The organism is Methylovorus sp. MM2, from assembly GCF_001648895.1.
Taxonomy (GTDB): Bacteria; Pseudomonadota; Gammaproteobacteria; order Burkholderiales; family Methylophilaceae; genus MM1.
The window spans coordinates 507,458-524,787 of sequence record NZ_LXUF01000011.1; the positions used below are offsets into that span (position 1 = coordinate 507,458).

Annotated in this window: 18 protein-coding genes and 1 riboswitch; of the genes, 10 read left to right on the forward strand and 8 right to left on the reverse strand. The window is 48.0% G+C overall.

The genetic code is table 11. The annotated features are described in order from the left end of the window. Window positions 1–7: 7 nt before the first annotated feature. The 3 genes from ppx to rpiA form a co-directional block, all read right to left on the reverse strand. Window positions 8–1,501 (reverse strand): exopolyphosphatase, encoded by a 1,494-nt coding sequence (gene ppx / locus A7981_RS10245; protein ID WP_067267715.1) that lies wholly within the window; start codon window positions 1,499–1,501, stop codon window positions 8–10. A gap of 35 nt (window positions 1,502–1,536) precedes the next feature. Then, the gene (gene phoU, locus A7981_RS10250) at window positions 1,537–2,244 is read right to left on the reverse strand and encodes a phosphate signaling complex protein PhoU (protein ID WP_067267717.1); all 708 of its coding nucleotides are present in this window, start codon (window positions 2,242–2,244) and stop codon (window positions 1,537–1,539) included. A 117-nt stretch (window positions 2,245–2,361) separates the two neighbouring features. Beyond that, a complete protein-coding gene (rpiA, locus tag A7981_RS10255) occupies window positions 2,362–3,015 on the reverse strand; it encodes a ribose-5-phosphate isomerase RpiA (protein ID WP_067267719.1) in 654 nt (217 codons plus the stop codon). Window positions 3,016–3,082: 67 nt separating this feature from the next. Between rpiA and ilvA the strand changes: the two genes are divergently transcribed. Together ilvA and A7981_RS10265 are read left to right on the forward strand one after the other, a co-directional pair. Next, window positions 3,083–4,594 carry a threonine ammonia-lyase, biosynthetic gene (gene ilvA, locus A7981_RS10260; protein ID WP_067267722.1) on the forward strand — a complete coding sequence of 504 codons (1,512 nt, stop codon included), beginning with the start codon at window positions 3,083–3,085 and terminating at the stop codon, window positions 4,592–4,594. A gap of 14 nt (window positions 4,595–4,608) precedes the next feature. Next, window positions 4,609–5,379 carry an arylamine N-acetyltransferase gene (locus A7981_RS10265; RefSeq protein ID WP_067267724.1) on the forward strand — a complete coding sequence of 257 codons (771 nt, stop codon included), beginning with the start codon at window positions 4,609–4,611 and terminating at the stop codon, window positions 5,377–5,379. An 11-nt stretch (window positions 5,380–5,390) separates the two neighbouring features. On the opposite strand, the gene A7981_RS10270 is transcribed toward A7981_RS10265, so the two are convergent. Together A7981_RS10270 and A7981_RS10275 are read right to left on the reverse strand one after the other, a co-directional pair. Next, window positions 5,391–5,846 (reverse strand): EVE domain-containing protein, encoded by a 456-nt coding sequence (locus tag A7981_RS10270; protein WP_067267726.1) that lies wholly within the window; start codon window positions 5,844–5,846, stop codon window positions 5,391–5,393. Window positions 5,847–5,917: 71 nt separating this feature from the next. Further along, window positions 5,918–7,402, reverse strand: a complete 1,485-nt coding sequence (locus A7981_RS10275) for a DUF3300 domain-containing protein (RefSeq protein WP_082889293.1) — start codon at window positions 7,400–7,402, stop codon at window positions 5,918–5,920. Window positions 7,403–7,603: 201 nt separating this feature from the next. On the opposite strand from A7981_RS10275, the gene A7981_RS10280 reads away from it, so the two are divergent. Then, window positions 7,604–7,963 (forward strand): DUF2237 family protein, encoded by a 360-nt coding sequence (locus A7981_RS10280; RefSeq protein ID WP_067267731.1) that lies wholly within the window; start codon window positions 7,604–7,606, stop codon window positions 7,961–7,963. Window positions 7,964–8,243: 280 nt separating this feature from the next. Here A7981_RS10280 and A7981_RS10285 read toward each other — a convergent pair whose 3' ends face one another. After that, on the reverse strand, window positions 8,244–8,549 hold the full coding sequence (locus A7981_RS10285; RefSeq protein WP_067267733.1) for a cell division protein ZapA: 306 nt from the start codon (window positions 8,547–8,549) through the stop codon (window positions 8,244–8,246). After that, window positions 8,546–8,794, reverse strand: coding sequence for a hypothetical protein (locus A7981_RS10290; protein WP_067267735.1), 249 nt, complete (start codon window positions 8,792–8,794; stop codon window positions 8,546–8,548). Before A7981_RS10290 ends, A7981_RS10285 begins: the two co-directional genes overlap by 4 nt. An 87-nt stretch (window positions 8,795–8,881) precedes the next feature. Continuing rightward, window positions 8,882–9,101: riboswitch (cobalamin riboswitch) on the forward strand. A 139-nt stretch (window positions 9,102–9,240) separates the two neighbouring features. On the opposite strand from A7981_RS10290, the gene A7981_RS10295 reads away from it, so the two are divergent. The 5 genes from A7981_RS10295 (at window position 9,241) to cobU (ending at window position 13,891) form a co-directional block, all read left to right on the forward strand. After that, entirely contained in the window at window positions 9,241–11,157 is a 1,917-nt protein-coding gene (locus tag A7981_RS10295) for a TonB-dependent receptor (protein ID WP_067267738.1), read from the forward strand. A 189-nt stretch (window positions 11,158–11,346) separates the two neighbouring features. Then, window positions 11,347–11,853 (forward strand): hypothetical protein, encoded by a 507-nt coding sequence (locus tag A7981_RS10300; RefSeq protein ID WP_254258551.1) that lies wholly within the window; start codon window positions 11,347–11,349, stop codon window positions 11,851–11,853. Window positions 11,854–11,913: 60 nt separating this feature from the next. After that, window positions 11,914–12,561 (forward strand): 5,6-dimethylbenzimidazole synthase, encoded by a 648-nt coding sequence (gene bluB / locus A7981_RS10305; protein ID WP_067267740.1) that lies wholly within the window; start codon window positions 11,914–11,916, stop codon window positions 12,559–12,561. Further along, window positions 12,546–13,376 carry an ABC transporter substrate-binding protein gene (locus A7981_RS10310; protein ID WP_254258552.1) on the forward strand — a complete coding sequence of 277 codons (831 nt, stop codon included), beginning with the start codon at window positions 12,546–12,548 and terminating at the stop codon, window positions 13,374–13,376. Before bluB ends, A7981_RS10310 begins: the two co-directional genes overlap by 16 nt. Next, entirely contained in the window at window positions 13,367–13,891 is a 525-nt protein-coding gene (cobU, locus tag A7981_RS10315; protein ID WP_088178069.1) for a bifunctional adenosylcobinamide kinase/adenosylcobinamide-phosphate guanylyltransferase, read from the forward strand. The genes A7981_RS10310 and cobU overlap by 10 nt, the downstream gene beginning before the upstream one ends. Here cobU and A7981_RS10320 read toward each other — a convergent pair. After that, entirely contained in the window at window positions 13,878–15,365 is a 1,488-nt protein-coding gene (locus A7981_RS10320) for a cobyric acid synthase (RefSeq protein ID WP_254258553.1), read from the reverse strand. The two genes, cobU and A7981_RS10320, sit on opposite strands and share 14 nt — an antisense overlap. Between A7981_RS10320 and cbiB the strand changes: the two genes are divergently transcribed. Next, window positions 15,359–16,348 carry an adenosylcobinamide-phosphate synthase CbiB gene (gene cbiB / locus A7981_RS10325; protein WP_174545164.1) on the forward strand — a complete coding sequence of 330 codons (990 nt, stop codon included), beginning with the start codon at window positions 15,359–15,361 and terminating at the stop codon, window positions 16,346–16,348. The genes A7981_RS10320 and cbiB overlap by 7 nt on opposite strands. Next, on the forward strand, window positions 16,341–17,330 hold the full coding sequence (gene cobD, locus A7981_RS10330; RefSeq protein WP_067267746.1) for a threonine-phosphate decarboxylase CobD: 990 nt from the start codon (window positions 16,341–16,343) through the stop codon (window positions 17,328–17,330). The genes cbiB and cobD overlap by 8 nt, the downstream gene beginning before the upstream one ends.

Genomic DNA, 17,330 nt, shown 5'->3' on the forward strand with positions numbered 1-17,330 from the left:
GATATACCTAACTAAGCAACAACGGGATATCGACTTCTTTCCAATAGGCGACTTCGTTCGCCAGCTCAGCTTCTGTTAAAGGATTATCGTTTAGCCAGTGCTTTTCGATAGTGAGTGAAAAATCACTCTTATTCCAACTCAGCTCGAGCTCCGGATAACTATCATCCAGACGATTGCGGTGAAACAATATCGCCAGTCTTAGAATCAACACCAAGATAAAACGGTCATCCGCTAGCGATATCGGCATATTCAGCTTGGTCAAGGTACGGCGTTGGGCACGTACCAGCAGCCCCAATGCTTCCTGCTCTTTCTTGGAGAAGCCCGGCATATCTGCATTCTCGATGATATATGCCGAATGCTTGTGGTAGCCACTATGCGCGATGGAAATACCGATCTCATGCAGCTTGGCCGCCCAAATCAGATATTGTTCGGCCACTTCAACATCCATCGTGAATTTATAGCTCACTTGAGACAATAAGGATAAAGCCAGCTGCTCTACACGCTTCACCTGATCTTGGTCGACCTGATAGCGGCGCATAAAGCTAATGACGGTTTCTTCACGGGTATCCTGATGCGACATGCGCCCTAGTAGCTCGTATAGCACCCCTTCGCGCAAGGCACTATTCGCTGTAGTCATGGTTTCGATCTTGAGCGACTCAAAAGCTGCCAGCATAATCGATAGCCCACCTGGCAATACTGCTGCGCGATCTGCACTTAAGCCATCGATCTCGATTTTTTTGGTATCTTTGGCCTTAATCAATAACTCACGCAGCTTTTTAAGGCCATCGCGCGTGATCGCACCATCACTAAAACCATTTAATCTGAGAATCTCACCTAAGGAGCGTGCGGTGCCTGATGAACCAACAGCTTCTTGCCAGTTAGACGAGGCAAAGCTCTTACGTATGATCTGTATCTCACTTGAGGCGGCTAGCTGTGCTTTAGCAAAGTTTTCTTCAGTGAGTTTGCCTTCAGGGAAGAACTTAAGGCTGTAACTGACACAGCCCATATACAGACTTTCCATCTCGATAGGCTCAAGGCCTTCACCAATAATAAATTCCGTAGAACCACCACCGATATCGATCACCAACCGCTTATGTGCTGCCTGCGGCAAACTATGGCTCACCCCGACGAAGATCATGCGCGCCTCTTCACGGCCCGCGATGATTTCAATGGGGAAACCTAATGCAGCTTGTGCCTCAGCAAGTAATTGCGGCGCATTTTTAGCCACTCGGAAAGTATTGGTCGCAACAGCACGAACGGCTTGCGGAGGGAGACCTCGCAAGCGTTCGCCGAATTTCCTGAGACAATCGATTGCACGCCGCTGCGCATCTGCATCCAGATGCTTATCTTTGCTCAAACCAGCACCTAATCGGACAGGTTCACGTAAGGAATCATGAAAGATCAGATGCCCGTCTGAAACACGGGCAAGCTGTAACCTGAAACTATTGGAGCCTAAATCAACTGCGGCGATTTCAGAAAAACTGGGTTTTTGAGTTGCCAAATCCAGCCTTTATTGAAAAAAACGTACTTCTAACATCATGATTGCAGGGTTTCGCGTTCCATTTCCTGCACGGTGGTATGGCGAACATCTTTACCTTTAACCATGTAAACCACATATTCAGCGATATTCTTAGCATGGTCACCAATACGTTCGATCGCTTTTGCCACAAACAATACTTCAAGTGACATAGAGATCGTACGTGGATCTTCCAGCATGAAAGTAATCAGTTGACGCATCGCTGCACGGAACTGCTCATCCACTTGCTCATCCTGACGAGCTACTTCAACCGTTTTTGTCATATCCAAACGCGCGAATGCATCCAAGGATGTGCGCAGCATCTCACGCACCAGCGCGACCATATTCTTGATCTCGGTGAAACGTGGTGTATACATACGATCTGCTTCAGCAACCTTTTGCGCTACGCGGGCGATTTTGGTCGCTTCGTCACCGATACGCTCCAAGTCAGTGATGGTTTTCACCATCATCATCACCATACGCAAATCACCGGCAGCTGGCTGGCGACGCGCAATAATATGGCTGCAGTCTTCATCGACCTGCACCTCAAGATCATTTACACGATGATCGTTCGCAATCACGCTTTCAGCAAGATTTGCATTTGCATTCACCAACGCATCCAATGCATTGACGATCTGCTGCTCGACCAATCCACCCATCTGCAAAACCTTTGCACGGACGGCTTCAAGCTCGGCATCATATTGCTTGTAGGTATGTTCAAATTGCATAGCGTGTTTCCTTAATTAAGATTTTAAGCAGCATAAGACCGAGTAGTCTAATGCGGGAATATGACACTTTTGTGTCTAATCCTGCTTTTCTTTATATCTCACAGCAACTTAGACAGACTAACTATATGTCTTAACACCATTAGCCGTTGCCAGTAATAATACATTGGCTGGGCGCGCTGCAAACAAACCGTTCGTCACGACACCAACGATCTGGTTGATCTTGTTTTCTAATTCAACCGGATTAAGGATCTCAAGGCCTGATACATCAATGATCACATTACCATTATCTGTCTTGAAATCACGCAATTTAGGCTGACCACCCAGTTTTACCAATTCGCGTGCCACATAGCTACGCGCCATCGGAATGACTTCAACAGGCAATGGGAACTTACCCATCACTGGAACTAGTTTGCTCTCATCTGCGATACAGATAAAGCTTTTGGCACAGGCCGCCACGATTTTTTCACGCGTTAACGCGCCGCCGCCGCCTTTTAACATATGCAGGTGCTCTGTGATCTCATCCGCACCATCAACATAGATTTCCATGCCATCAACACTATTCAGGTCAAATACTTCGATTCCATGACCTCTTAAACGCTGGGCAGTGGCTTCTGAGCTTGCTACTGCGCCTTCAATTCTTGATTTTACTTTTGCCAGCTCATCGATAAAGAAATTGGCTGTAGAGCCAGTGCCTACACCGATAATACCGCCTTTTACATATTGTACTGCTGCTTCAGCGACCTGTTTCTTTAATTCATCTTGCGTTGCCATTTACTTTTATCCTAACGTTTTCTTTATAATCACGCACAAACTTGAATCATACACGCCCTGCACGCCAATGAAAAACGACTATCCAGAAAAAATCCGTAACGCACGCGTCTACGATGTAGCGATCGAAACAGCTTTAGAGCTGCAACCGAACCTATCAAACCGTATTGGCAACCGTGTTTTGCTAAAACGCGAGGATATGCAGCCGGTTTTTTCTTTTAAACTGCGCGGCGCTTACAACAAGATGGCAAACCTCTCGGCACAGGCGCTTGAGCGCGGCGTCATCACTGCATCTGCGGGTAACCATGCACAAGGTGTAGCGCTTGCAGCCAAGAAGATCGGTTGCCGTGCCGTGATCGTCATGCCGACAACCACGCCGCAGATCAAGGTAGACGCAGTCAAAAGCCGTGGTGGCGAAGCCGTATTATTCGGTGACTCTTACACAGACGCATACGACTATGCACTCAAGCTTGAAAAAGAAGAGCAGCTCACCTTTGTGCACCCTTTTGATGATCCTGACGTTATTGCAGGCCAAGGTACTATCGCAAAAGAGATTCTGGATGAACACCCCGAGCCCATAGAGGCGATATTTTGCCCAGTGGGTGGTGGTGGCCTGATTGCTGGCGTTGCGGCCTACATCAAGAGTGTACGCCCTGAGATCAAGATCATCGGCGTTGAGGTAAATGACGCCAACGCCATGACGCTATCATTGCAAAAAGGTGAGCGCGTTACGCTTGATCAAGTCGGTTTATTCGCTGACGGTAAAGCCGTCAAATTAGTCGGCGAAGAGACATTCCGTCTATGTAAGGCATATGTCGATGAGATGATTCTGGTTGATAACGATGCTATTTGTGCCGCGATCAAAGACGTGTTTGAAGATACGCGTTCGATCTTAGAACCCACTGGCGCGTTAGCCTTGGCTGGCCTGAAGCTTTATGCGAAACAGCATAAACTGCATGATAAGACGTTGATTGCTGTCGCCTCTGGTGCCAATATGAGTTTTGATCGCTTGCGTTTCGTTGCCGAGCGCGCCGAGATCGGCGAAAAACGTGAAGCCGTATTAGCTGTGACGATTCCAGAAAAACCCGGTTCATTCAAGACCTTCTGCCGATTATTGGGCGACAGGAATATTACGGAATTCAATTACCGTTACTCCGACCCGCGTGCTGCGCATATCTATGTCGGCATCGCCGTTCACGATCCGAAAGAGTCGAGCAAACTGTTAGACATGCTAAAAAAGCATGACCTAGCTGCCATGGATCTTACCGATAATGAAGTCGCCAAGCTGCACTTAAGACACCTTGTCGGCGGTCACGCCCCTCAAGCAGAGCATGAATGTGTTTATCGCTTTGAGTTTCCTGAAAAGCCGGGCGCATTGATGAAATTTCTGGATACGATGGGCCACGATTGGAATATCAGCTTATTCCATTACCGTAATCATGGCGCTGACTTTGGACGTGTACTGGTGGGTATGCAAGTACCACCGGAGGATAGAGACGCGTTTAATCTCTTCCTGCAGAACTTGGGTTATCCGTATTGGGATGAAAGCAGCAATCCCGCATATAAACTGTTTCTTGGCTAATCGTAAGATACATCATGCAGGCCAGTAACTTTGTACTAGCAGATTACTTTCAGCGCATAGGCTTTGCCTCAGAGCCTAAGACAGATATTGGTACGGTGGCCGAAATCATGCGCTGCCAGTTATTCAGCACACCCTTTGAAAATCTGGATGTACAGGCAGGAAAGATCATCTCGCTAGTGCCTGAAGATATCGTCGAGAAAATCGTCACACGTCGACGTGGCGGCTACTGCTACGAAGTGAATGGTATCTTTGCCATGGCGCTACAAGCACTTGGCATCGACTATCAATTCGTTGCTGCAAGACCCATGTTCTACCCGACAAGAAGACCAAGAACGCATATGGCGATTGTGGTTAACATTGCGGGTGAGCAATGGCTATGTGATTTAGGATTTGGTAGCTATGGCCTCAGAGCGCCTATCAGGCTAGATATACTCGATCAAGCTGTGAAGCAGGATCACGATAGCTTCATGTTAAGCAAAGCAAGCGAGCATGAATACCTATTACAAGCATGGGTAGATGATGTCTGGGCACCGCAATTCGCCTTTGATTTTTCGCCGCAGGAATGGGTGGACTTTTTTCCTGCGAATTACATGAACTCCACCCACCCCGACGCTATTTTTGTGCAAAAACTATTAGTCGTTTTGCACAACCCAGCTGGCCGGAAGATACTGTTTGGCACCACGCTCAAAACCATTATCGATGGCAACATCGAAAAGCAATTTATTGCAAAAGAAAACTTAGCTAACGTACTGCAAAGCCAGTTTGGTTTAAGCCAAACAAGCTGATTCAATAAGCCTTACAAACGCTCGATAATAAACTCCCAATCGCGCGGATCCACTGGCGTGATTGAAAGCCGGTTACCGCGCTGCAGTATCTTCAAATTAGCCAGTTCAGGCGTGTCGCGCATCTCCTTCAGACTCAGTAGCCGGGTCTTACGTACCAGCTTCACATCGACATTAAACCAGCGCGGGTTATCTGCCGTTGCTTTTGGATCATAATATTTATGCCCTTCGATAAACTGTAATCGGTCGGGATAAGCTAACTTGCTAACCTCAGCAATGCCCGCGATACCGGGCTCATCACAATTCGAGTGATAAAAGAACACACCATCGCCCACCTTCATCTGGTCGCGCATAAAATTACGCGCCTGATAATTTCTCACCCCATACCAATCTACAGATTGATTGGGAAAACCAGCCAGATCATCAATAGAGACATCCGATGGCTCGGATTTCATCAACCAGTAACGCATGTATCAACTCCCAAATATCATCTGAATGATTATATGGTGATTTAGATATCCAAGCAGCGTTAATCAATAAATCAATGCTCTCGGCCTTGTCCACCATGCCCTTGATTGCCTCCTGAAGACCTTGGTGGGGGCGCACTATGTTGCTGTTGTGGCGAAAGCTGATGTGAGGGTTGTGACTGATGCATTTGTGGTCGCTGCATATCAGGCATGCTCCGTTGTTTCACGCTCTCTGGCGCATTTATACGCGGTTGCGAAGGCGCAATGTCTCGCGGTTGCCGGTTAACAGACCCTGCATCCCGCTGAACAGGCTGAGCATTCTGCCCAGAGAACCCTGAGACCGGTGATCTAGCTGGCGCACCCTGAGGTTGCTGACCCTGAGGTTGCTGACCCTGAGGTTGCTGACCCTGAGGTTGCTGACCCTGAGGTTGCTGACCCTGAGGTTGCTGACCCTGAGGTTGCTGACCCTGAGGTTGCTGACCCTGAGGTTGCTGACTTGGGTTTCTTGAGCCTCTATCCCTCTGGTCTTGCATTTTATTAGGCGGGTTTGGTCTGCCAGACATATCGCCATGTGTATTATTTCCATTTGGATCACGCCGAGCATCAGACGAAGGCGATGGCCTTGAACGTCCACCGTATTGTTGTTGTATTGAGTTACCTTGATATTGCACACCGTGCCGATGGTCAGGATCATGACGCCAAGCACCCGGTGTCCCTCCGTTAGGCGCAGGATTGCGAGGTGGTCCACCATTGTGTGAAGGTGGGCCGTTACGTAGGCCCGGATGGCGGTCATAGTAATTCCTGTAGTAATAGTTATTCACGTTCACTACATTCACATGGTGTCGATGCCAATCAAAATTTCCATAAAAGAAACCACCGCCAACGGCGATACCAGCCCCCCAATAAAAACCGACACTCAATCCCGGGCGACGATAATACCCAGGCCACGGATCCCAATACACGGGAGGATAAGCATCCCACCACCACGGCCCATAAACAACGGCGGGATTGTAATAAGGCACATAGACCACCTGTGGTGCAGCTTGCTGAATAATGATGGTCTGGCCCTGTGGCTGTACGCGTATCTGATCATCAGATTGCAGGTTGCCTGCGGCCATCGCTTTTTGTCGCAGATTTTGCGTCGTATCCATCACTTGTGATTGCTGGGCAAGGAAAGCATTACCTAAACGCTCAGTCCAATCCAGCTTTTCATCCATCATCGCCAGTATTTGCGGAAACGCCGTGAGCGAAACAACACTGGGATCCCAATTATTCTGTTGTGCTGCGTTGACGGCATCATCTCCTTTTAAATCCGGATGTGCCTTCGACCAGCGCGCCGCCTGAACTACCTCTAATGGATAGGTTGATGCCATGAGTACCTGCGAGAGCAATGCATCAGGATATAGTGCGATGGGTGCCAGCATCTGATCCAGCTCTTGTTGGCTGTATGATTGGGCTGGCGGCGCTACATCATCTTGAGCGAACACCACGGGTGGACTAGATATCGCAATTGAAAATAGGAATATGCCTATTAAAAAAATCGTGGGCTTAACTCTCATGCATTCTCCAAATTATCTGCCGATTACCTCAGCGTTGCCCCATCGTTAGTCACTGCGCAACTCAATGAGTTGCATCTATGCAAAACAGGAAGCATTGAATCTGCATACTCGCATTCTTATGCATCGCCTATACTAGAACGCACAACTTCTTTAATAGTTTACGTATCATAGGTTTTATTGATGGTTTTATAGGAAACATAAATGGCACATAACGTAATAGGCACGGCTTTACAGATATGCAGCATGAATCCACTAACGGGGTTTATCCGCAATGGTTGCTGCGAGACAGGGCCAGAAGATAGCGGTAGCCATACGGTATGTGCTGAAGTCACAGAAGAGTTTCTGGTCTTTTCCAAGGCAAAAGGGAATGATTTAAGTACACCAAGGCCTGAATACGGTTTTGCAGGCCTAAAACCCGGGGATCGATGGTGTTTATGCGCTACACGTTGGCATGAAGCCGCTGAGGCAGGCTACGCGCCGCCTGTGGTGCTAGAAGCCACCCACGAGAATGCTTTGAAGATCGTTAGTCTTGCGGACTTGAAATACCACGAACTGCGCTAGTCTCGTGCTCTTAAGTTACGTACGAAGAACCTAGTAATAGGGAGTTCCCCACAAATGTTATCTAGACCAGCATCCTGAACCTGTAAGGTTCAAGTGGTAACAGCTTTAAGCCGCATCAGGTACACCCACAATCGGAGCGCGCACAACAGCTACTTAACAAGCCGAAACCTATGCCAGAAAATGGTTCAAGGAATCTATGGCCTAAATAACACCGCAGGGAACAAACTGAAAGCTTTGGATTTTTTAAAACCCAACAGCTATAAACTGGAATACTTGAGGTTTAAAACAACTTATTTTGCTCGGCGACTGCCTCGTCGATTTGTTCCTGCATAGAAATGATTCTACGCTTGAAATCCCCAATGTCAAAGCCTCCGCTACGCGTCGTCAGCAACTCATGCGCTAGGTTAAGCGCCGCCATGATTGCGATACGCTCAATACCAATCACCTTGCCAGTATCGCGTATATCCCGCATCTTCTTATCAAGGTAATTAACGGCGGTGATCAGGCCTTCGCGCTCATCCTCAGTACATGAGACCTTGAACTCGCGCCCCATAATATTGACATCAACACCCCGACTATCGCTCATAGCGCACTTTCACTTACAACATCTTCTTGAGGCAAACGATCAATCAGTGCCTCAAGCTTTGTGCTGGCCTGCGCCATCTGCTCTTTAAGCTGGCGCGTATCATCCTGCGCCTGCGCAAGATCCTGCCGAAGCTGTAAATTCTCTGAACGCAACGACTGACAAAGCTCAATGAGCTGTATCAGCTTTTCTTCCAGCACTTTTAAATCTGATTCCATGCCGTCACTATAATTGGAAATTCCTTGCATGGTCAACTGCTAACAGTGATTTTTGAAAGTATTACAATACATTAGGTCTAAATTAAATGATGTCTGTTTTTGCTTATATCCCCTATAATCAGCACTATGTTGTCAGGTGCCGACCTCACTATTCAGTGACTAGGTGAAACTGGGAAACAGGTGCGTTTCGTCGCAATTAGACAGAGCAATCCCTGTGCTGCCCCCGCAACGGTAATTACGTGTGGTTAATCCATACGCCACTGTGAAGCATCTTCATGGGAAGGCGGATTAACAAAACGTATGAGCCCGGAGACCGGCCTGAAAACATTTAACGCAGGAAATACCGCGGGGTGACGGTTTCCGGGGCAAATCCAGTTTTATATCTGGCTATTAGCTCTTGATCAGCAGTCTCTTCATGGTATTTCCCTGAAACGAATAAATGAATGCGGGGACGCGTTCAAATTACAGGGAAAATAATGAACAAAACCATCATTGCAAGCCTGACCGGCTTGCTTATCTCGTCTAATGCTTTTGCGGCATCCAATGACGATATTCAAACAGAGCCAGTGATAGTCAAAGCGAATAAATTTGACCGCAAAGATACTGAAGCGACTTATGCGTCTGAAATCCATACAAGAAAAATGATAGAGGAGTCAGGTGCATCGAGCTTATACGATTATTTGGCACAACACACCTCGGTCACCACATTACCGAGTTTTGGTAATAAAGCCACTCCTAGTATTGATATGCGGGGCTATGGGACATCCAGCGGCTACCAAAACATAGTAGTCAGTGTTGATGGGCAACGCTTAAATAATATTGACCAATCATCACAACTGCTTGGCGCGATCCCGCTTGGTAATATCGATCATATCGAGATTACCAAAGGCAGCGGCTCTGTCATTTATGGCGATGGTGCAATGGCAGGTTCAATCCAGATTTATACAAAAGCTAAAACCGGAGTGACAGTGAGTGCATCGGGTGGAAATTTTGGCGCAAAAACTGGTTATGTGGCCGCCGGAATATCAGAACAATATTTTGATTTATCTGCGAGTGCTTCCGATGACAGCCATGATGGATATAGCAAAAAAGATACGACAGGTAAAAGAGATACTTATTCAAGCACTGCCCAAAATATCAAGCTTGCAATCAAGCCTTCAGACGACCTACGTTTTAACATCGAAGGCACAAGCTCTCGTACCGACACAAGATATAATAATTCACTGACGCGGGCTCAATTCAGGGATGATCCACGGCAAAATGGAGGTGGGCCATACTCTCACCAAGGCTTGGATTCAGACATGTGGCGTATTGGTTTCGAATACAGCATCACGCCTAAACTGAAACTTACAGCCAATCATATTCAAGAAGATAAACTTTCAGACTTTATATCGCCCTTCCCCTTTAAAGCTAATTATGATTATCGCTCAAACGACATAGCCCTGAACTACCAAGGCGAATCCATTAGCGTGGTCGGTGGTTTTCAGGTTTTTGACGGGGAACGCTTAAGTAGTGCCAATAAAACAACGAAAGATAATCTAGCCGCATTCATTCAAACCGAATATCGCTGGGATGACTTTACCGTATCGGCCGGTGCACGCCGCGAACGCGTTAAGTATGATTACAACCCTGCAGGGGGAACTTCCATCGATTCCGATGACAAACTCAATGCATGGGATGCGGGCATCAATTACCGCATTAACAAGGAAGCTAGTGTTTTCGCAAACTACAACCAAGCGTATCAAGCTCCCGATATTGATCGTTTTTTCACATTCTTTGGCACATTCAATGATTTTATCGTTCCGGCAAAAGCAAAAACGCTAAACATTGGTTTTAATCATGTCATGGATAGAAATCGTTTAAAGATTACATTATTCCGTAGCAATCTTAAAAATGAGATTTATTACGATGCGGGGACATTCACTAATACGAATATCGACAAATCGCACAAATACGGAGTTGAGCTACAGGATCAGTTCAAAATCACCAGCAATCTGAATACATCGATCATATACACATACACGCGTGCCATTATCGACAAGGAAGCTGATGGCGGAGGTGCATTTAACGGTCAAGATTTACCAGGCGTTTCCAAGCATGGTGTCGTAGCAAATCTTGGTTACAACTTCATGGAGAATACCAACGTAAATCTAAGCCATGTCTGGCGCTCTTCAAGCTATGCTGCCAATGACTTTGCCAACAACTTTAGTCAAAAACAAAATAGTTATGAATCCACCAATTTGGCGCTTAATTACCGATACAAGAATCTTCAATGGTTCACCGCATTGAATAATATTTTTGAGCATAAGAACTCTATTCAAGTAAGGGACGATGCGATCTACCCAGTCGATTTCTCCAGAACGTGGCGTATCGGCATGAAAGCAGACTTCTAAGTAATACCATTCGTATAGCTAAGCCAATCGTTGAAATGGTATTATTCATATATTAAGTTACTTCCATGCACGAGCAATCTGGGCATGGAAGATTTTTCGGAGAATTGAATGATGTCTACAACTACACCTGCAAATAAATCAAATCCTTTCATTCGACATTTGAGTATTTTTGCAGGATTGGCTTTTTTCATGTTACTGACTCGTGGTAGCCACGCATTGACTGCGGTCGCTTTTCCGGATGCCAGTCTTGCTATATTTTTACTTGGCGGCCTGTTCCTCGGCCGTGCGGTTTGGTTTGTTGCGTTCTTCGTGCTGGCATCTCTTATAGATTTTGGGGCTGCTGCACTGGACCCGATGCAGGGGTTCTGCCTGACTGACGGCTATTGGGGATTGATTCCGGCATATGCAGTGATGTGGATGGGCGGCCGTTTTCTTGGCAAGCAGCAAAATCCATTTGCAGTAATGCCTTATTCCATCGTTAGCGTGGTGACGACATTGGCTGCATTCGTGATTTCTACACAGGCTTATTATTTGTTTTCTGGTCGCTTTCCTAATCATGGCATGCAGGAGACGATTCAATATGGCTGGAACTATCTGCCGACCTACCTTGGATACACAATGATGTATTTTGCGATCATCTGGGCTACTGCACAGCTCATCAGACGAGTGCGTATAGACCGTACTGTTCAGGCTTGAGCACTATAAAACGAAGAGGTCGTCAAACTTGTATGTTTGGCGGCCTTTTTTATTTCTGAGATGATAAAACACGCGTTTAGCGACAACGAGATTCAAGGGGTATATCGCGCGATTGCAGAGCGGCGCGACATGCGCCATTTTACGCCAGACCCAGTCGATCAGGCTATATTATCAAAACTGCTTTCAGCTGCGCATCAGGCGCCCAGTGTGGGGTTGATGCAGCCATGGCGATTCATCCGCATTACGCAATCTGACATACGCAAAGCTATTCACGATCTCGTTAACGAAGAGCGCTTGATGACGGCGAAAGCATTGGGTGAGCGTGAAGACGAATTCATGCGACTCAAGGTCGAAGGTATCATGCAGTGCGGCGAGTTGCTGGTGGCGACATTGTGTGACCAACGGGAACAATATATTTTTGGTCGGCGCACGATGCCGGAAATGGATCTGGCCTCAGTCTCATGTGCGATCCAGAACATATGGCTAGCGGCACGAGCGGAAGGACTAGGCATGGGGTGGGTCTCTTTATTTGACCCTGATCGCCTCAAAAAGCTTTTGTCTATCCCGCAAGACGCAAAACCCATTGCCATACTATGCTTGGGGCATGTGGAAAAATTCTATTCGCAACCGATGCTGATCGAGCAGGGTTGGGGGGAAGAAAAACCACTCTCTAGTATGATCATGGAGAACGCATGGCAAACCTCATGACCCATGGTCACAAAAGAATCATCTGCCTAACCACTGAAACCGTCGAGGTCATTTACCTGTTAGGCGAACAGGCAAGGATTGTGGGCATCTCCGGCTACACCACGCGCCCCGCCATTGCTAGGCGCGAGAAACCAAAAATCTCTGCGTTCACTAGCGCAAAGATAGATAAGATCATTGCGCTAGAACCCGACCTAATCTTGACATGCACTGATCTAAAGGCCGATATCGCGGCATCTCTCATTAAGGCAGGCATCGAGGTCCATGCGTTTAACCAGCGTTCGATCCAAGGTATCTTGCAAATGATCCTGACTGTAGGCTTGCTTGTAGATGCGCATGACAAAGCGTTAGCGCTGGTGCGTGATCTGGAAAATACGATTGCAAGTGTGCGCGAAACGGCAGAATATCTTACTCAAAAACCCAAAGTCTATTTTGAAGAATGGAATGACCCAATAATCAGCGGCATCGGCTGGGTTGCGGAATTGATTGAGATCGCTGGGGGGGAGGACTGTTTTGCCAACCTTTCTAGTCAGGCTGCGGCGGAGGGTCGCATCATCGCAGACCATCATCAGGTGGTAGAACGTGCGCCTGACATTATTATCGGCTCATGGTGTGGCAAGAAATTTCATGCGGAAGAAGTCATGAGCCGTCCAGGCTGGCATACTATCCCAGCAGTACAACAAGGTTTTGTACGGGAAATAAAATCGGCAGATATCCTGCAACCCGGGCCGTCTGTAATCACCGAGGGTCTCAAACAATTGCAAACGATCATCCAACAGTGGGGAGCGCGTCAATCATGCAGCAAACATTGGAGTTAAGTTTGATTCTTGGCGGTGCGCGTTCAGGTAAAAGCATTTACGCTGAAAAGCTGGCGAAAGATAGTGGGCTGCCTGTTACCTATATTGCGACGGCGCAAGTATATGACGATGAGTTCGGCAAACGCATTCAACACCACAAAATCAGCCGCCCCCCTGAATGGCGCACGGTTGAGGTACCGCATAAACTTGCCGATACACTGACGCAAGAGGCCAAGCCCGGCCATTGCCTGATCGTCGATTGTCTGACGCTTTGGCTAGCACAATGCATATGTCCTGACTGCGCGCCACCTGAAGGTGTATCTTGGCAAGATGAACGCGAAGCGCTCATCAAGCAACTGCCCAAGTTGGCAGGAAAAATCATTCTGGTAAGCAATGAAGTCGGCATGGGTATCGTACCTTTGGGCGAGATCAATCGCCAGTTTCAGGATGAACAAGGCCGATTGAATCAAACGGTTGCTGCATTAAGTGATGAGGTCGTGTTTGTTGCGGCAGGGCTGCCGCTTAAATTGAAATAGCAGGTAAATAAGGCTTTAGTTTTTCCCAATCCAAATGTTGTTCAACACAGTCGGCAAGTCTTTCCAAACCGGCCTCACGCAATTCCATATAGTCATATTGCGCGATCTCATCAAAGGCTGCCGTATATTGGTTCAGACCTCCCCAATCCAGCAGTGCTTTAGTGGCTTCGGCTTCATCGAACAATCCATGCAAGTAAGTGCCCGCTATCAGCCCATCGGCTGACAATGCACCTTCTGGCTGAGCATCAAGATAAATCAGCGGATTATCTAGTGCAGGCCCATGGCTGACGCCCATGTGAATCTCATACCCCGTGACTTTAGCAGCGTCAATGGTCAATCGGCCTTCAACTTGTGCGAGATATTTTTCTTCTTCAAGTGTGGTTTCCATATCCAGCCAGCCAAACCCTTGACTAGAACCAGCCTCGCCTTCGAATCCATGCGGGTCATGAATCATGTTGCCAAGCATCTGGAATCCTCCGCATATGCCAATGACCTTACCCCCGTAACGCAAATGTCGGGCGAGCTCACTTCGCCAGCCATGCGCTTCTAATACGGCGAGATCACCACGCACGTTCTTGCTGCCCGGCAGGATAATCAGGTCCGCGGGTGGCACAGGCTCCCCCATGCTGATAAATTGAAAATCGATATGTGGGTGTAATCGCAAGGGATCCATATCAGTATGATTACTGACATGCGGCAATATCGGTACGATGACGCGCAGAACCGCATCGGCTTTCTTATTCAAGTTGAATGGCACCGCATCTTCTGCTTCGATATGCAGATTATGTAGATAAGGCAATACAGCAATGACAGGTTTTCCCGTCTCTTTTTCGAGCCAATCCAAACCCGGTTGCAACAACGCCATATCACCGCGAAAACGGTTGATGACGAACCCGATAATCCGCTTGCGCTCAGATTCAGATAACAGCGCTAGCGTACCGACAATATGCGCAAATACGCCTCCGCGATCAATATCTGCAATGAGGATCACAGGGCAATCCGCCGATTCTGCAAATCCCATGTTGGCGATATCGTTATCCCGCAGATTAATCTCTGCCGGGCTGCCCGCCCCTTCAACGACAATACACTCATACTGCGCCTGCAAGCGCCGCCATGAATCCATCACTGCCTGCATCGCAATTGGTTTATAGGCATGATAGGCAGCGGCTTCAAGGTTTGTGACCACTTTGCCATGCACGATGACTTGGCAACCCGTATCAGAATTGGGTTTGAGTAACACAGGGTTCATGTCCGTATGTGGCGGGAGACCACTAGCCTGAGCTTGTACTGCCTGCGCTCGACCAATCTCGCCGCCATCGACCGTCACAGCCGAATTAAGCGCCATGTTCTGCGGCTTGAAAGGTACGACACGCACCCCCTTGCGATACAATACCCTACAAATGGCAGCCACCAGCGTGCTCTTGCCCGCATCGGAAGTCGTACCTTGAACCATGAGTGTTTTTGCAAATGCCATTTGATCATTATCCCATCACTTCTATAGCCTCTACAGCATTTATCGTCGTCGGCGCTTTAATACTGGATCGTATATTCGGCGAGCCAGTGCGCTGGCATCCGCTTGTGGGATTTGGGAGATTGGCAGCATCTCTGGAAAAACGACTTAACGGCACATCCAACCCGCTCATTACTGGGTCGCTCGAGTTAAACTCAGTAGGCTTGCGCGCATCAGGATTAGTGGCCTGGTTGATTTTATTGATTCCATTTGTCACTGTCGCCTACCTACTTAGTCATACCACTTATGGCCGGGTAGTTGACTGCCTGCTATTGTATCTGGCGATTGGCGCGAAGAGCCTCAACGAGCATGCGATGGCTATATACAAGGCCTTGAGCAAGCATGACCTTCCACAAGCACGGCATGCCTTAAGCATGATCGTCAGCCGCGACACTGATCATCTGGATGAATCAGAGATTGCGAAAGCAACCGTGGAATCTGTGCTGGAAAATGGCAACGACGCGATATTCGGTGCGATTTTCTGGTTTCTGCTATTGGGCGGGAGCGGAGCAGTACTGTTCCGGCTGGCAAACACATTAGATGCCATGTGGGGTTACCGCACGCAACGGTTCGTTTACTTCGGCTGGGCCGCTGCGAGAATCGATGATCTTCTCAATCTGATTCCGGCTAGGCTGACGGCGTTGAGTTATGCCTTAAGCGGCCAAACAAAAAATGCGCTGTTCTGCTGGAGAACGCAAGCGCCCACTTGGTACAGCCCTAATGCAGGGCCAGTGATGGCAGCGGGTGCTGGCGCATTGGGGATAATGCTTGGCTGCGCGGCACAATATCATGGAAATACTAAGCCAAGACCACAGCTTGGAATCGGCCCTACACCGCTACCCCACGACATCGCATTGGCATTAATGCTGATCAACCGCAGCCTAGGAATATGGTGCATCGCCATATTCATCTTAGCCATCACCCTCAGGATATATCAACATGCTTGAGCACGGCGGCGACCTGAATGTGGCAGTTGCTCAATATGGCATTCCGCTTGCAGATTGGCTGGACTTATCCACCGGCATCAACCCTGTGGGTTATCCGGTACCACCCATACCGGACGCTCTATGGCAGAGACTACCACTTGAAGTTGATGGGTTAATAGAAGCAGCAAGACAATATTACGGAACACCCGATGTACTGCCAACAGCAGGATCTCAGGCAGCTATCCAGATATTGCCTTCATTAATATCTGGCGCGAATGTTTTATTGCTAACGCCTATGTATGCCGAACATGCCTGCGCATGGCGGCGTCACGGGCACCATGTTTCTGAAATAACCCACTTGCCGAATGCCACTGATCTTGCTGAAGTAGATGTGATGGTGGTATGCAACCCCAACAACCCAACGGGCAGGATGATTCCAGACCAGACCTTGCTATCGTGGCATACCCAACTGGCAAAAAAGGGAGGATGGCTCATTGTGGATGAGGCTTTTATGGATGCCACGCCAGAAAACAGTCTTGCAAAGCATACACACCTGCCCGGGCTTATCCTTCTACGTTCACTAGGTAAGTTCTTCGGGCTTGCAGGTACCCGGGTCGGTTTTGTCCTCGCAGAGCAAACATTACTTAACACGCTTAAAGAACGATTAGGTCCTTGGCCAATTAGTGGCCCAGCCAGATATGTAGCGGTTAAAGCCCTAAAAGATGCGGCCTGGCAGGCATCCGCTCGCAAAGGCCTCATCGCGGACAGCTTACGCCTCCATGATCTTCTTGCTTCATATGGACTAGTTCCAGCGGGGAATACAGCATTATTCCAGTGGGTACCTTCTCCTCGCGCCCAAGAGATACATACCTTGTTTGCAAAAAATGGTGTCTGGCTCAGGTATTTTGCAACGCAATCGGCATTACGATTCGGGTTGCCATCAGCACAAGGCTGGGAGAAACTTGAGCGCGTATTGGCTGGTTTGACCCAGCCAAAAACATAA

Bases quoted from the DNA above. Each gene is read 5' to 3' on its own strand.
- rpiA (WP_067267719.1), bottom strand. From the start codon at position 3,015: ATGGCAACGCAAGATGAATTAAAGAAACAGGTCGCTGAAGCAGCAGTA.
- bluB (WP_067267740.1), top strand. From the start codon at position 11,914: ATGATAAAACACGCGTTTAGCGACAACGAGATTCAAGGGGTATATCGC.
- ilvA (WP_067267722.1), top strand. From the start codon at position 3,083: ATGAAAAACGACTATCCAGAAAAAATCCGTAACGCACGCGTCTACGAT.
- A7981_RS10270 (WP_067267726.1), bottom strand. From the start codon at position 5,846: ATGCGTTACTGGTTGATGAAATCCGAGCCATCGGATGTCTCTATTGAT.
- A7981_RS10310 (WP_254258552.1), top strand. From the start codon at position 12,546: ATGGCAAACCTCATGACCCATGGTCACAAAAGAATCATCTGCCTAACC.
- A7981_RS10285 (WP_067267733.1), bottom strand. From the start codon at position 8,549: ATGAGCGATAGTCGGGGTGTTGATGTCAATATTATGGGGCGCGAGTTC.
- A7981_RS10275 (WP_082889293.1), bottom strand. From the start codon at position 7,402: ATGAGAGTTAAGCCCACGATTTTTTTAATAGGCATATTCCTATTTTCA.
- A7981_RS10280 (WP_067267731.1), top strand. From the start codon at position 7,604: ATGGCACATAACGTAATAGGCACGGCTTTACAGATATGCAGCATGAAT.
- cobD (WP_067267746.1), top strand. From the start codon at position 16,341: ATGCTTGAGCACGGCGGCGACCTGAATGTGGCAGTTGCTCAATATGGC.
- cbiB (WP_174545164.1), top strand. From the start codon at position 15,359: ATGCCATTTGATCATTATCCCATCACTTCTATAGCCTCTACAGCATTT.
- phoU (WP_067267717.1), bottom strand. From the start codon at position 2,244: ATGCAATTTGAACATACCTACAAGCAATATGATGCCGAGCTTGAAGCC.
- A7981_RS10290 (WP_067267735.1), bottom strand. From the start codon at position 8,794: ATGCAAGGAATTTCCAATTATAGTGACGGCATGGAATCAGATTTAAAA.
- A7981_RS10295 (WP_067267738.1), top strand. From the start codon at position 9,241: ATGAACAAAACCATCATTGCAAGCCTGACCGGCTTGCTTATCTCGTCT.
- A7981_RS10300 (WP_254258551.1), top strand. From the start codon at position 11,347: ATGTTACTGACTCGTGGTAGCCACGCATTGACTGCGGTCGCTTTTCCG.
- A7981_RS10320 (WP_254258553.1), bottom strand. From the start codon at position 15,365: ATGGCATTTGCAAAAACACTCATGGTTCAAGGTACGACTTCCGATGCG.
- A7981_RS10265 (WP_067267724.1), top strand. From the start codon at position 4,609: ATGCAGGCCAGTAACTTTGTACTAGCAGATTACTTTCAGCGCATAGGC.